Raw genomic sequence first — 14,536 nt, 5'->3', positions numbered from 1 at the left:
GTTGTTTTCCCAACTTCTATAGAAGGCGCTTCGGGGGTAAATTTTACCTTAGTGAGAGAAGGTGGGGTTATAGGAGGTTCTATTTGATCATCATTTTTCTTACATCCTACCACAAATAGGCTGGCAGCAAAGACCATCAGTATAAAACTAAAAAGATTTCGCATATGTTTTTTGTATTTAGTGTCTATTATTTAGGACGGCTTCCGAAAACTTGTGTCCAGTATTTGTCTTTCTTACCAACTCCCATTTCCTTGACATTAGGGTTCATGATATTGGCGCAATGGGCAGGACTTTGAATCCAGCCTTGGATGACAGCACTTTCATCAGGGTAGCCTACAGCTACATTCTCGGCAAAGGCATTCCAGTGATAGCCGGCTTTGCTAAGGCGCTGGCCAGGATTATCTCCATTTTGACTGTTGTGAGAGAGCTTGTTATATTTGGCCATTTCGTTGCTATGCTTTTGAGCTACAGAGGCAAGTTGGTCATTCCAAGTCAGAGGAGGAACGGCTGGATAATAGGTGTCTCCACATTGGCAACCTTGACTTCTTTGGGCATTGACCAACGTTAGTAGCAGCTCTTTGTCGATAGGAGCAACTGGATCCTCAGGGGTGTCCTGCTTATCACTACAGGAGAGAAATAAGAGGGGGAGGAGAAAGAGTTTGAGCATGGTTTTACAGTATTATTTTATTTCAGAAAGGTCGATACGTAGGATGAATTCTATTTCAGTACAAAACCAACGCCATCTTCCTTTTAGGGCGGCTATACTCCATTCCTTATTATATTTATTTTGAATATAATCGTCTACGACTTGTTGGGTCATAGCAGTTATCTTATACCTACTCCTCACTCTTGATCTTCTCCCAAGTATCTTTGAGCCCTACTGTCTTGTTAAAGACCAATTTTTCAGGTGTGCTATCGGGATCTACACAGAAGTAGCCAAGGCGCTGGAACTGCACGGTATCTCCTGCCTGAGCGCTTTGTAGGCTGGGTTCTACATAGGCCGTAATGCTCTTGAGGGAATTGGGATTGATATAATTGAGAAAGCTATCCTCTTGGCGGTCAGGTTCGGCTATGGTGAACAGACGGTCATAGAGGCGTACTTGGGCAGGAAGGGCATGGGAGACAGCTACCCAGTGGAGGGTTCCTTTCACCTTGCGGGTACTGGCCTCAGAACCGCTACCACTACGGCTATCAGGGTCATAGGTACAGAGTATCTCGGTGATATTACCCTCACTGTCCTTGACTACACTTTCTGCCTTGATAATATAGGCATTCTTCAGGCGCACCTCTCCACCGAGCTTCAAGCGGAAGTACTTTTTGTCGGCTTCCTCACGGAAATCCTCACGCTCTATATATAATTCGCGAGAAAAAGGTACTTTGCGGTAAGTCATAGGGCTCACCTCTGGATTGTTTTCGGCATCGAGCCACTCTTCTTGTCCTTCGGGATAGTTGGTGATAACCACTTTGACAGGATCGAGGATAGCCATCACACGGTTGGCCTTCTTGTTGAGGTCTTCACGCACGCAAAACTCCAAGAGTGAAACGTCTATAAGGTTTTCACGCTTGGCAATACCGATGGTATCGGCAAACTTACGGATAGCCTCTGGGGTATAGCCGCGACGACGTAAGCCCGAGATGGTAGGCATACGAGGATCGTCCCAACCAGCTACATAGTGCTCATTGACTAATTGCAAGAGCTTGCGCTTGCTCACAATAGTGTGGCTGAGGTTACGGCGAGCAAACTCCCGTTGCTTAGGGCGAACGCTGCCAGGGATATTCTCAGCGGAGGTGATGATCTGGTCTAAGAACCAGTCGTATAACTCTCTGTGAGGGAGGAACTCCAAGGTACAGAGTGAGTGGGATATTTGTTCGAGGTAGTCACTTTCGCCATGCGCCCAGTCATACATAGGGTAGATATGCCACTTGTCTCCAGTGCGGTGGTGGGAGGCATTCATAATACGGTAGATGATAGGGTCGCGCATGAGCATATTGGGTGAGGCCATATCTATCTTGGCACGCAGAACATAGGTGCCATTCTCGAACTCACCGTTCTTCATACGCTCAAAGAGAGCGAGGTTCTCCTCGGGTGGGGTATTGCGGTAGGGGCTTTCACTACCAGGGGTGGTAGGCGAGCCTTTTTGAGCAGCAATCTCCTCGGAGGTTTGCTTATCTACATAGGCCTTGCCTTGCTTGATGAGCATCACTGCCCACTCATAGAGCTCTTGGAAATAGTCGGAGGCGTAACACTCCTTATCCCATTTAAAGCCCAGCCAAGCTACATCACGGCGGATAGCATCCACATATTCTTGTTCTTCTTTGCTTGGGTTGGTATCATCAAAACGCAGATTCACTGGCGCATTATAGCGCAAGCCCAAGCCGAAGTTTAGGCAAATAGAGCTGGCATGCCCCAAGTGTAAGTAGCCATTAGGCTCTGGAGGGAAGCGAAAACGCAATTGATTGTTAGAAAAACCTGCAGTGAGGTCTTCCTCTATGATATTTTCTATAAAATTGTTGGATCTTTCTTTGATTTCTTCTGCCATGTAAACAGTTTTTAATTCTTAGTTTTAAATTTATAGTAGTTTCTTCAAGCCATAACATAGGCCTTATTTGAGATATACAAGAGTTAAGAGCTTTATTTATAATAGGAATGACTACAAGCTTACACAAGTGTGAGGGAAGTCTTAGGTCATTAGTCATTAGTCACTAATCATTGGTCACTAGTCACTACTCATTATAGTTAGTTTCCTACCTCACTGATGAACTTGATACGATAGAGTCGCAGTTCGTCATCTTCGTAATCACCGCCGAACTCCTTGGAGGCTACAGATATTTTGTCTGTTTCAGCTTCTAAAAAATACTCATGGAGTTCCTCTTGCTGCTCTTCGTCCAAGATCTCGTCTATCCAATAGTTAATATTGATTTTGGTACCGCTATAGACAATTTGCTCCATTTCTTTGAGAAACTCATCGATGGAAAGCCCTTTGGCTTTGGCAATATCAGGGAGAGGTAATTTTTTGTCTATATTTTGGATAATGAATAGCTTTAGGGCTGAATTGGCGCCTGTGGTCTTGACGATAAGGTCTTCCGGACGAATGATGTCGTTTTCCTCTACATATTTACTAATGAGGGCGATAAATTCTTTTCCGTACTTCTTGGCTTTTCCTTCTCCGACCCCAAAGACATTGGTCATCTCGGAAAGGGTGATAGGGTACTTCATGCACATATCCTCCAAGGAGGCATCCTGGAAGACCACAAAGGGCGGTACGCCAAACTCCTTGGCTACTTTTTTACGTAGGTCTTTGAGATACTTCAAGAGGGTTTCATCCAAGACAGAGACAGCATTCTTAGCAGGTTCTTCTATATCGTCTTCGAAGTTATGGTCTTCGGTCATCATAAAGGAGTGGGGTTCCTTCAGGAAGTCACGTCCCTTGTCGGTGAGGAACATCACCCCATAGGTTTCGATATCTTTACGGATGTAATCATTGACCATCACCTGGCGAATCAACGCCATCCAAAAACGACTGTCGAATTCCGAACCACAGCCGAAGAAGTCTTGTTGGTCAAAGAGGTTGGACTTGATAATGGCTGAATATTTTCCAGTCAGCACATTCACTAAGTCCTTAGCTTTGAGTCTTTGTCGGGTTTTGTCAATGACATTCAGTAGCATAAAGACCTGGTCTTTGGCTTCTTTCTTGGTCTTAGGATAGCGCATATTATCGTCCATATTGGCACCTTCTCCGTTGATTTCGTCAAATTCCTCTCCAAAATAGTGTAGAATGAATTTACGTCGGGAGCTGGAGGTCTCGGCATAGGCAACCATATCCTGAAGGAGGGCTTGTCCTACCTCCTGTTCAGCTATAGGCTTGCTGACCATGAACTTTTCTAACTTCTCGATATCCTTATAGCAGTAAAAGGCCAAGCAATAGCCTTCTCCTCCGTCACGGCCAGCACGTCCGGTTTCTTGGTAGTAGCTTTCGATACTCTTGGGAATGTCGTAGTGGATGACAAAGCGCACATCGGGCTTGTCGATTCCCATACCAAAGGCAATGGTAGCTACCACTACATCGACCTCTTCCATTAGGAACATATCTTGATGTTTGGCACGAGTTTTGGCATCAAGGCCAGCATGGTAGGGGATAGCAGTGATCCCATTGACCTGAAGGATTTGCGCCAATTCCTCCACACTCTTGCGGCTTAGGCAGTAGATGATGCCCGACTGACCGGGGTGTTGCTTGACAAAACGGATGATATCACTATTGATATTCTTCGTTTTGGGGCGTACCTCATAATAGAGGTTGGGTCGGTTGAAGGAGGATTTGAACACATTGGCTTGAGGAATTCCTAAGTTCTTGAGAATGTCCTCCTGTACTTTAGTAGTGGCCGTAGCGGTCAGGGCGATGATCGGGATGTCGTCCCCTAAGCGCTCGATGATGGTTTTGATGTTTCGGTACTCAGGTCGGAAGTCATGCCCCCATTCGGAGATACAGTGGGCTTCGTCCACCGCTACGAAAGAGATATTGATGGTCTTGAGAAAATCGGCATATTCGTCCTTGGTGAGGGATTCCGGGGCTACATATAGTAGCTTGGTATCCCCATTGCGGATGTCTTCCATCACGGTACGTATCTCCCCCTTGGTAAGGGAGGAGTTCAGTACATGGGCGATTTTATCAGTACCAGAGATGCCTCTTACGACATCTACTTGGTTTTTCATCAGGGCGATCAGCGGAGATATAACGATGGCTGTACCCTCCTTCAGAAGGGCAGGGAGCTGGTAACAGAGTGATTTTCCACCTCCCGTAGGCATCAGTACGAAGGTATGGTTCCCCTCCATGATGCTACGTATAATTGCTTCTTGCTTTCCTTTGAATGCGCTAAAGCCGAAGATACTTTTCAAGGCTTTTTGTAGGTCAACATTATTAGTACTCATAAGATAAAAGCTGGTATTTTATATGTGGTGTTTTTTTTTTAATTTTGCAGGATAAAATTACAACTTTTTTTTTAAGTAGCAAATCAAAAATCAACTATTTTGGAAAAATTTAATAATGTATTGGATTTTGCACGCAAAACCATAGAAACAGAGCTTTATTCTTTAGGGAAATTAACAGATTATTTGGATGATAATTTCTCCCAAGCGGTGGAAGCTATCTTACAGAGTAAGGGGCGTGTGGTTATCACTGGTATTGGGAAGAGTGCTATTATTGCACAGAAAATAGTGGCGACGATGAACTCCACCGGTACGCCGGCGATCTTCATGCATGCGGCCGATGCTATCCATGGGGACTTGGGGATGATTCAGTCTTCGGATGTGGTGGTCTGTATCTCCAAGAGTGGCAACACACCAGAGATCAAGGTCTTGGTTCCTCTGCTCAAGCGCGATCAGAACCCTCTGATTGCTATCACAGCTAATAAGGAGTCGTTTTTAGCGACCCAGTCGGACTATGTACTCTATGCCTATACCGAGCGGGAGGCTTGTCCGAATAATTTAGCACCGACTACTTCCACCACTTCTCAATTGGTCATAGGGGATGCCTTGGCTGTCGCGCTTATGCAGGTGAAGGCTTTCGGCAGTGCTGATTTCGCCAAGTACCACCCGGGAGGGGCTTTGGGCAAACGCCTTTATCTGACTGTAGGGGAGGCCATTGCCAAGAATCAGGTGCCGGTAGTGACTCCAGAGACTGATGTCAAGCAGGTGATTGTCGAAATCTCCCAAAAAATGCTCGGTGTTACTGCGGTATTGGATGGGGAACGTATCGTTGGAGTTATCACCGATGGGGATATTCGTCGTATGCTTAGCCGTTATGAGGATATCAAGGGACTTCATGCTCGTAATATCATGTCCCTTCACCCCAAGACTATTGAGGCGGACGTATTAGCCGTGGATGCCTTGGATTTTATGCAGAACCATAAGATTACCCAGCTTTTGGTCACCCAAAACCAACGCTATATAGGAGTGATACACTTGCACAATTTGATACAGGAGGGAATCATTTAAGTGAAGAGTGAAAAGTGAAAAACTCTTCACTTTTCACTCTTCACTTTTCACTCTTCACTTTTCACTACTATGGTTTTCTCATTCCCACGGCTATCCATACACTTGAGCAGGTGCGCTCCGGGGGGGAGGTTGAGCTTCATGTCGTGGAAGTGGAGGGTCTCACCTAAGAAGGTCTCGTCCAGATACCAAAAGAGCTTACCAGGATACTTATAGGCGACCCGAGCGATGATGGGCTGGCTTGTGCCTCCCAAGCCCTTGACAGGGTGAAGGGTAGCGCCATGTTTGGGATAGATAAAGTCCAAGACCTGTTGTCGATCGCTCTCTTGGCAGTCCTCTCGTAAGGGGGGAAGTACCTGATAGGAAGGATGACTTTTCTTATAAAACCACTCCATAAGAGGAGGGAGAACGAACCAACTTTGCGAATGTATATGTTCTATAGATTCACAAAGGGTATTGACCTGCCAGCGGCCATCGAGGGAGAGGTGTACCAGCTTGTGATACTTGCAGAGGGCGGCGGGTTGCTTAGTAAGGGGCACCCAAAGCTTCTTTTTAGGACATAGCTCACTGGCGAGCATCCCACTATGAGTGCAGACCTCTATCTGCTGGAGGTCTTCCCATGGAGGGGCGAACCAAGTGTCCTTGGGGAGTTGCTGGAATAGCTCAAGCATTACAGGAGCGGCAGTCCCCACCCCAGTGAGTTCTGGGCGACCTTCTCCAGAGGCATTGCCAACCCATACGGCTACTAAGTAGCGAGAGGTCAGCCCGATAGCCCAAGCATCGCGGTTGCCAAAGCTCGTGCCAGTCTTCCAAGCAATCTTCCGAGAGGAGGCGTAGTAGCGCCAGGCGGAATCGAAGGCAGGTCGGTTCACCTGGGTGAGTGCTTCAAAGGTTTTGTAGATTGCCCCAGCCGAGAAGAGGTTTTTCTCCTGCTGTAGGCTTTCTTTCTCAGGATTTCGCTTCAGATAGCTGAGTTTGGGGAAGCCTCGTGTGCTATATTGGCCGGTTCGGGTAAAGATATTAAGTGTTGTCGCCATATAGGTATAGGCCTGGGCAAGTTCCCATAGGGTACACTCGGCACCGCCTAAGATCAGAGACAGTCCATAGTGGTCGGGGGCACGGTTGATACTTTGTAGCTGGAGCTTCTGTAGCTGTTGGTAAAACCTACTGATACCGTATTGGCGTAACAACAGTACGAAGGGTATATTCAGCGAACGGTAGAGCGCCTCATCGGCAGGGACAGCCCCTTGGTAGGTGTTTTCAAAGTTTTGTGGGCTATAGCCTCCTATCTGGGTTGGTATATCACCCACCAGCTCCTGAGGGAGCAGCTCTCCACTATCTAGCATACTGGCATAGAGAAAGGGCTTGAGTATGCTACCGGTACTGCGAGGGCGGTGGATGATATTGACATCCTTTTGGTGTTCCAGGTCGGTAGGGGAGTTGCCTACATAGGCCAATACCTCCTGACGACTTACATCCACCACCAAGGCGCAGAGGTTATGCACCTCGAAACGCTTGTAGTGCTGGTAATATTTGGCCACCAGTTGCTCTGCTCGTTCCTGAAGATAGTAGTCAAGGGTGGTGGCTTGTCGCTTTTGGGGTGTGGTGCGAGCGATGCGCTCCACTAAGTGGGGGGCGATACGGGGTAGCTCATGAGGGCGCTCCACCAAAGGCTCTTGTAGGGATAGCTCATAGGTGGTGCGGTCTATGGTATGATTTTTGTAGAGCTTGGCCAGAAGAAAATTTCGTTTTCTCTTCAGAGATTCTTGGTTTCGTCCGGGGTAGATAAGGCCGGGGGCATTGGGCAGCACGGATAAGGTACAGGCCTCCGCCCAGGAGAGTTGTTCTGGGGCGACCCCAAAGTAGCGCCAAGCGGCCATATCTGCTCCCACCACATTGCCACCAAAGGGAGCATGAGAGGCATAGAGGGCAAGGATCTTCTCCTTGGAGTAGCGAAACTCCAGCCGAGTAGCCCAAATAGCCTCTATCAGCTTTTCCCCATAGGTGCGAGCCTTATTTTGGCGCGCCAAGCGAATCACCTGCTGGGTGAGGGTACTCCCTCCACGAACGGTATGCCCATGGCGAAGGTTAGCTAATAAGGCCTTGGTCATCGAGATAGGATTGACCCCCCAGTGGTAATAAAAATGGGAGTCCTCATAGGCCAGTATTGCCTCTCGCAGCTTATGGGGTACCGTGTCCCGCTCTGGGAAACGCCACTGCCCATCGGGGGCTATCTTTCCCCCTAATAGTTTTCCCTCTCGGCTTTCCACAATGGTGGCATAGCCCACCCTGAAGAGGGTACGCGGTAGGCAGAAGATATACCATAGTAATAGGAGCCCCCCTATAGCCACCTTTATACGGTGACGACCAAGATAGTGCAGCATACAAAAGTAAAGATTAGCATTTGCCCTACAAAAGTACATGTTTTTTTTGAATAAAGAATAAGAATTAATATATCATACATATCATTGTTTTCCTTTGTTTGTTTCAATAAATTATTTTTTATTTAACAAACTTAGATTGAAATTACGAGCTTTGTACGGTTTTTTTCGCAACAGAAAGAAGAAAAGTGCGTGATTGTTTATAACCCTAAATAATGTTAATAACTTTTTTTATAGGTACTCAAAGAGGAAAAAAAAATAGACAACCCCTTGTTTTTGAATAAGAAAAACGAATTTTATAGGGAAGCCGCCCTGAAAAAGAAGTCGGTGGTTCCATATTTTTTTAATGAAAAAATCAACTACTCAAAACTTTTTTATATATTTGCGTTGCTTTACAGCTTGGATAAAACTAAACAGTTGAGAATGATTAATAAAACTATAAATAAACCAATAAATTTAACAATTAATCAATAAAGAGCCTATTATGAAAAAAATGAAATATTTATTATGTACCCTATTGGTACTCTTGGTCGAGACTCTTTATGGGCAGATACAGCGTGAAATCTATAGTGTGACCACCGGAAGCGGGGGGGCTAATAACTATTATTGTGTGCGCAATACTTCGGGACAGGTAAATGTCAAATTCAAATGGAAAGGGACTAGGGCCAATCCCGATAATAAGTTTATCGCAGAACTTTCTGATCCTAATGGGAACTTTGATTCCCCTGTAAAATTAGGAGAGATTTTGGAACAAGGGAATCAGACGAGTATATTTACTATTCCCTTCAACTTACCTGCTGGTACCGATGGAAAGGCTTATAAGATTCGTATCCGCAGTACCTCTCCAGAGGTCATTGGGGTGAGTGATCCTTTCGAGGCGCACCACTTAGGCGATGCAGAGAATGCGGTACTGAATAACTACCAAAATATAGAGATTTGCCCAGATTCCGAAGGGCGTACCATCTCGGTGACAGGGGGTACTACCGCTTCTAAATACAAGTGGTATAAGGATGGCAACCTGATCTCAGGAGCCGATGGTAGTTCCTATACGGTGACCCAAACCGGTACTTATTCAGTAGAACCAGATTTTGGGCCTTGTGCGACTTCCTTGCGTTCCAACCAAATAGTGGCCTCTCAGGCGGGTTCCGGCTCTTCCATGAGTGTAAAGATCAAAGGGCAGGCTACTCGTGAGCTTTGTTCGGGGCAGACCCTCACTCTGGAAGCAGAAATCCTCAATGAAGTACCTGGTACTACCTTCACCTATCAGTGGTATAAGGCCAATGATCCGATCGCGGGGGCTACAGCGGCTACCTATCCGGCCAATGCAGAAGGCACCTATAAGGTAAAGGCTTACCCCAGCGGGGGCTGTGTGATGACCTCTTCCGAAACTAAGCTTAACCCTCGTTCCACCACCGGATTGCTTACCATAGGGGGCGGAGAGACTCAAGTGAAGTGTACTGGACATACGGTGACCCTGACTTCTCAACTCCAAAACAGTAGCCTCACCGGTACTTACAAATGGTATAAAAATGGTACCGAGATTGCAGGTGAGACAGCCGCTACTTATACCGCTTCCGATACTGGAAGCTACTACATTACTCTTACCGAAGCGGGTGGCTGCGTGATCAAGTCCAATGTGGTGAACGTTACCGACCGCTCCGGTGTGAATCCAGGAAATATCAAGTGGCTGGGGCATGAAAACAATGAGGTGATCTTCGCCTTCCCATATCGCCGCCCTATCATAGAGCTGGATATTCCCAGCACCGAGGTGCTCACTGTTAAATGGTTTAAGGAGGATGATCCCGCCAATATCCTTCAGGAGAACACCACACGTTCCTTCCAAGTACCTTCCGAAGGTACTTTCGTGGCCGAGGTATATGATGCTTGTCAGGCCAAAGTAAGCACCGGAGTGCTCAAGCTACAGGTGAAGGAGCCTTCTCGCTATGTGCCAGAGATAGCCTTCAAGCAGGGCAGTGGTGCTTGTGGGGGAGGACAGGCCATCTTGGAACTCTCCAGCCTCAAGGCTATTATAATCGATGGCTCTCAGCAGAAGGAAACCCTCGTGCCCAGCACTGACTACACCCACTACACCCTACAATGGAAGCAGAATGGAGCGCCTATCAATTCTGGTAAGGAACTGATGATCACTCCCACAGGAACTGTAACCATATATCGCTTACAAGTCAATGGCGCTTTCAACTCCAACGAACTTAAGGTAGTGGACATTAAGCTCCCTACGGCTGTACATATCACCACCAGCTCTGGCGCTTCTGAGCTACAGGACAATCAGGCCTTGGAGCTGATCCCTACCCTCGAAGGGGAGTTCCAGCAGGAATTATTTACCTACACTTGGAACTATCGCAAGGATGAGAGCCAGCCTTGGCAGCCTAAAGCCGATGTGACCACTCAAACAGATAAAAAATACACCATTCCTGCTATTGCCTACAAAGACCCTGCTTTCCGACAGGCCATAGGAGACTATCAGTTTGTGGTAAAACTCAAAACCGGTACCATAAATATAGGAGGAAACGATGTTGACTTGACCCCCTATGCCCGAAGCTGTGGACAAAGTGAAGGCTTGATCCATGTCACCTATTCGGTGAACTATACCGGAGATAAAATTCCTAACACCCTGCTCCTCAGTGGCGAAGAAGGTAACCGCAAGTGGATGCTCCCCGCACAGTGGGCAGGTGCTAAGGTAACCATTTATAAGCAAACAGGAGAGATTGTATACCAATCTACCTCATATAACAATGATTTTCCTTCCTTCACCCCACCTGCTAGCCAGAGAGGAGCTGCCATCTACTACTTCTATATCATAGAAAAGGATGGGAAGACGGAAAATGGAACCATAACACTATTGCAATAGAATGAAAATAGGATACTACTATAGGATTGCCATCTTTTTCTTGGCTACGATAGCCGCCTGGGCGCAGGAGCAAAAGGGATTCTATGTCCCTTATCAAATGCCTACCCATGCCTTTGTGCGCTTCAATACCTTTGTGGCCAATCCTGCTTTTCCCTTGGTGGTCAATTATCAGGAACACAACGCAGGCCTCTATTACCGCAACCAGTGGATGGGCTACCAAAACGACAATTTCTCCCTGATGGGAATCTCCTATGGGCGCAATTGGCGACAGACCAGCTCCATGAACGCCTTCTTATACAAGCGGAACGTGACGGTGATGACCAACTATGGGGCGGTGCTGAACTATGGCCACCTCATTCAGCTCTCCGACAAGGTGCGTATCGGCATGGGGCTCAATGTCATTCCCTCCGTCAGTGGTTTGGACAAGGGGCGTATTCAGGTAGTGGATCCCTCCGACCCTCTCTTGCAGGTAGGCAATTCCTTTGATATAGCCATACAGCCAGGAGGTTATATAGCCATAGGGGATTTCTATATCGCTGGTACAGCCGAGAACCTTATCGACTATTCGGCAGCGGCTGCCAAGGCCATGACCCAGTTCCGAGACAAGACCCTTACCGCTCACCTGATGTATCGAAAGGCGCTTGATTCCAACAATGACCTGATGGAAAATGGCTATTGGTCGGTAGCCTTCCGTGCTACGAAGGAATACGATGGCCTCAACTTTGGGGGGTATGCCCTCTTGGATCTCCCTGCCTTGGGATGGGCGAATGTGGGGTATACCCAGCGCAACGGTCTCATCGCAGGCCTGGGTGTCAATCTCCGTCAGCAGTGGAGCCTCGGGGTGGAATACGAAAATGCACTCGGGGTAAAGGTGCCCCAGCTGGGTAATACCATAGGCATCTATCTCAATGTACAGTTTGGTGGAGACCGACAAAAACGAACTCCGCCACCACCACCTAAGCCACCACGCCTACCTGTGGTACCTGTCAAGGAGGAAGAACCCAAGAAGGAAGAACCTTTGGTGAAGCAAGACCCAGGAATCAAGCCTCAGCCAGTCAAGCCCAACCAAGCTCCTATTGCCGTCAAGACAGTTCCTATGGAAGGAGTCCCCGCCGGATACTATGTTATCATAGGGGTATATGCCAACGGACGTAATGCCTACACCTTCCGCGAACAGATGAGCAAGCGATATGAAGTAGGTACCTTTGTCAACAAAGTCAATGCCCTCACCTATGTATACATGGGCAAGGGAGCCCTCTCCCTCGAAGAAGCGCAAAACCTCATGCGTAAATGGATGCTCCATGTCGACTTCATCGGAGGTATATGGGTATTGGAAGTAAAATAATTGGTTAGTGATGAGTGATCAGTGGTTAATGGTTAGTGATTCGTACTGACCACTAACCACTGATTATTACAGTTTGTTAAATTTATCACAAACTTCTATTTTTTTCTAAGAGAAAGGATGGAGTTATAAAAAAATTATATATATTTGCCCCTAAAAAGAATGGTTCATTGACACGCCCTATTAGTATCTGTAACTATTTGATAGTCAAAGTGCAATGAATAGCCAGTAGTGATGAGTCAATAGAGACGAGTGCTCAAAATTCAGAATTCAAAACTCAAGAATCATCATGAATCTATCAGAGTTGACAATTATCCAAAATTTACCTGAAAACCAGCGTAAGGCAATATTAGAATTAATAGACACTAAAATCAATAATGATATGAAGGAAGTAATACATGCCGTAGAAGCCTTAGGGATAAGGTTTGACGAATTAAAGCGAAGCACCGATTCGAGGCTTATTCAGATGCAGGAGAGTATTGATTTGCAACTCTCCCAAATGAGAGAAAGTACTGGAGTACAATTCACTCAAGTAAAAGAAAGCATACGTATCCTTTATTGGATCCTTGGTATCATCGGAAGTGGAGTGGTAGCTGGTATTACCATTTATTTGGCTACCATACGATAGGGGATATTTTGAGTGTAGTCCACAAGAGCAGAGATGAGACAAGAGCATATAAAAATAGGAAGATATATAACAATTAATAATTAACAATATAACAATCAATAAATAATGAAAAGACTAAACATTCAGTGTAAAAGGCCTCCAGGGCACACGATACATAAAAATCAATATTTGAAACTCAATAATAACCAAGTATTATGAAACTAAAATTATTTTTCCAACAAACCATCACCCTCGCCCTATTACTCCTAATAGGGCAAACGGCTTTTGCGCAGAGTAATTTTACCAATGCGTATACCAATGATGGAAAGCCTTTGAAAGGGAATTTTGTTTTGATAGGAAATCGTTCTGATGCGCCGTATCGCCTGTATATACCGCAAAAGCAAGCCGATTGTCCTATATCAATCAAATGGGCACGCCTCTATTGGGGAGGTCATGCCGGAGGAGGCAATATGGATCAGGTAATCCTTAATGGACCGGGAGGTCTTCGGCAAACCATTACCTCATCCAATGGTCATAAAGAAACCAATGGGGTCGTATGGTCAGATGCAGATTATCTGATCTATCGTGTCTATTTCCCTAATACAGCAGGGCGAGATTTGGATATAGAAGCATCGCTTATAGCACCTGTACAACGTACAGCAGGTTATTGTAGAGGGGGACATTACCCATATTCAAGTATGTCTTATGGAGGAAATCTTACGGCTGACTATGCCTATTGGTCAGGGGATAATACCGGTTATGGACTAGAGTCTGTCTTGATCAATGTTAAAAAAATCAAACAAGATTTTCCTGCCAATCAGAATATTGTAATGAGATTCTTTGCTGGTTGGTTTGGAGGTCCTAATTCAGGAGTGATGGCCATCAAGGCAGAGGCCTATAAGGGAGAGATGATGGTAGATCCAAGTGATCACTTTAATTGGGTACCTAATACGGCTACTGGAGCCTATAAGGTAGGAGAGGCTACTTTCCCTACAGTAACTACACATAGAAGGGCTTGTAGTAATAATTTAGATTTTGGAACTTTTACTTATAATCCCTCCGATGGACGTATCCTTTGGACTAAGTCAGGAGATAGAGAAGTAGGTTCTGGACAAGAATATTTAGGGCAAAGTTCTGGCTTTGATCCTACTAAGACCATTGTCAATGACGGAACTCGTGTAGATGATGACTCTTACTACTATCGTTGGGCGGATATTACCAGTATCATGCAGGCACAGCCTGCTGGCTCTATTGATGGTGAATATCGTGTAGATAACATATTCAACCAAGGTGGAAGTGCTTGGCCTCTTGGATCAGGTTGGGCTATGGTCGTTGTATACGAAGACCC

The 14,536-nt window shown here is 46.1% G+C and carries 10 protein-coding genes; 5 read left to right on the top strand and 5 right to left on the bottom strand.

The features are described 5' to 3' along the window. Nucleotides 1-187 precede the first annotated feature (187 nt). From HMPREF1551_RS09085 to recQ, 4 genes are all read right to left on the bottom strand, one after another. Entirely contained in the window at nucleotides 188-667 is a 480-nt protein-coding gene (locus HMPREF1551_RS09085; RefSeq protein WP_021628822.1) for a CAP domain-containing protein, read from the bottom strand. Nucleotides 668-679: 12 nt separating this feature from the next. After that, nucleotides 680-820 (bottom strand): hypothetical protein, encoded by a 141-nt coding sequence (locus HMPREF1551_RS13695; protein ID WP_021628821.1) that lies wholly within the window; start codon nucleotides 818-820, stop codon nucleotides 680-682. 16 nt (nucleotides 821-836) lie between these two features. Further along, entirely contained in the window at nucleotides 837-2,540 is a 1,704-nt protein-coding gene (locus HMPREF1551_RS09080; protein ID WP_021628820.1) for a glutamine--tRNA ligase/YqeY domain fusion protein, read from the bottom strand. A 197-nt stretch (nucleotides 2,541-2,737) separates the two neighbouring features. Then, nucleotides 2,738-4,927 carry a DNA helicase RecQ gene (recQ, locus tag HMPREF1551_RS09075; RefSeq protein ID WP_021628819.1) on the bottom strand — a complete coding sequence of 730 codons (2,190 nt, stop codon included), beginning with the start codon at nucleotides 4,925-4,927 and terminating at the stop codon, nucleotides 2,738-2,740. 99 nt (nucleotides 4,928-5,026) lie between these two features. On the opposite strand from recQ, the gene HMPREF1551_RS09070 reads away from it, so the two are divergent. After that, nucleotides 5,027-5,992, top strand: a complete 966-nt coding sequence (locus HMPREF1551_RS09070) for an SIS domain-containing protein (protein WP_021628818.1) — start codon at nucleotides 5,027-5,029, stop codon at nucleotides 5,990-5,992. A 47-nt stretch (nucleotides 5,993-6,039) separates the two neighbouring features. Here HMPREF1551_RS09070 and pbpC read toward each other — a convergent pair whose 3' ends face one another. After that, entirely contained in the window at nucleotides 6,040-8,373 is a 2,334-nt protein-coding gene (gene pbpC, locus HMPREF1551_RS09065) for a penicillin-binding protein 1C (protein WP_021628817.1), read from the bottom strand. A gap of 490 nt (nucleotides 8,374-8,863) precedes the next feature. Between pbpC and HMPREF1551_RS09055 the strand changes: the two genes are divergently transcribed. The 4 genes from HMPREF1551_RS09055 to HMPREF1551_RS09040 form a co-directional block, all read left to right on the top strand. Further along, a complete protein-coding gene (locus HMPREF1551_RS09055; RefSeq protein ID WP_231374975.1) occupies nucleotides 8,864-11,239 on the top strand; it encodes a hypothetical protein in 2,376 nt (791 codons plus the stop codon). 1 nt (nucleotide 11,240) lies between these two features. After that, nucleotides 11,241-12,584: a type IX secretion system membrane protein PorP/SprF gene (locus HMPREF1551_RS09050; RefSeq protein WP_021628813.1), complete on the top strand. Its 1,344-nt coding sequence runs from the start codon at nucleotides 11,241-11,243 to the stop codon at nucleotides 12,582-12,584. 379 nt (nucleotides 12,585-12,963) lie between these two features. Then, nucleotides 12,964-13,209 carry a hypothetical protein gene (locus HMPREF1551_RS09045; RefSeq protein ID WP_034544586.1) on the top strand — a complete coding sequence of 82 codons (246 nt, stop codon included), beginning with the start codon at nucleotides 12,964-12,966 and terminating at the stop codon, nucleotides 13,207-13,209. Between the two features lie 194 nt (nucleotides 13,210-13,403). After that, nucleotides 13,404-14,536 (top strand): hypothetical protein (locus HMPREF1551_RS09040; protein WP_021628811.1); only part of this gene is annotated, 1,133 nt, incomplete at its 3' end.

This window comes from Capnocytophaga sp. oral taxon 863 str. F0517, from assembly GCF_000466425.1.
GTDB lineage: Bacteria > Bacteroidota > Bacteroidia > Flavobacteriales > Flavobacteriaceae > Capnocytophaga.
This window is presented reverse-complemented; position numbering and strand designations above follow the sequence as displayed.

Coding starts and splice junctions, on each gene's coding strand:
- HMPREF1551_RS09080 (WP_021628820.1), bottom strand. CDS start 2,540: ATGGCAGAAGAAATCAAAGAAAGATCCAACAATTTTATAGAAAATATC.
- HMPREF1551_RS09055 (WP_231374975.1), top strand. CDS start 8,864: ATGAAATATTTATTATGTACCCTATTGGTACTCTTGGTCGAGACTCTT.
- HMPREF1551_RS09085 (WP_021628822.1), bottom strand. CDS start 667: ATGCTCAAACTCTTTCTCCTCCCCCTCTTATTTCTCTCCTGTAGTGAT.
- recQ (WP_021628819.1), bottom strand. CDS start 4,927: ATGAGTACTAATAATGTTGACCTACAAAAAGCCTTGAAAAGTATCTTC.
- HMPREF1551_RS13695 (WP_021628821.1), bottom strand. CDS start 820: ATGACCCAACAAGTCGTAGACGATTATATTCAAAATAAATATAATAAG.
- HMPREF1551_RS09045 (WP_034544586.1), top strand. CDS start 12,964: ATGAAGGAAGTAATACATGCCGTAGAAGCCTTAGGGATAAGGTTTGAC.
- HMPREF1551_RS09050 (WP_021628813.1), top strand. CDS start 11,241: ATGAAAATAGGATACTACTATAGGATTGCCATCTTTTTCTTGGCTACG.
- pbpC (WP_021628817.1), bottom strand. CDS start 8,373: ATGCTGCACTATCTTGGTCGTCACCGTATAAAGGTGGCTATAGGGGGG.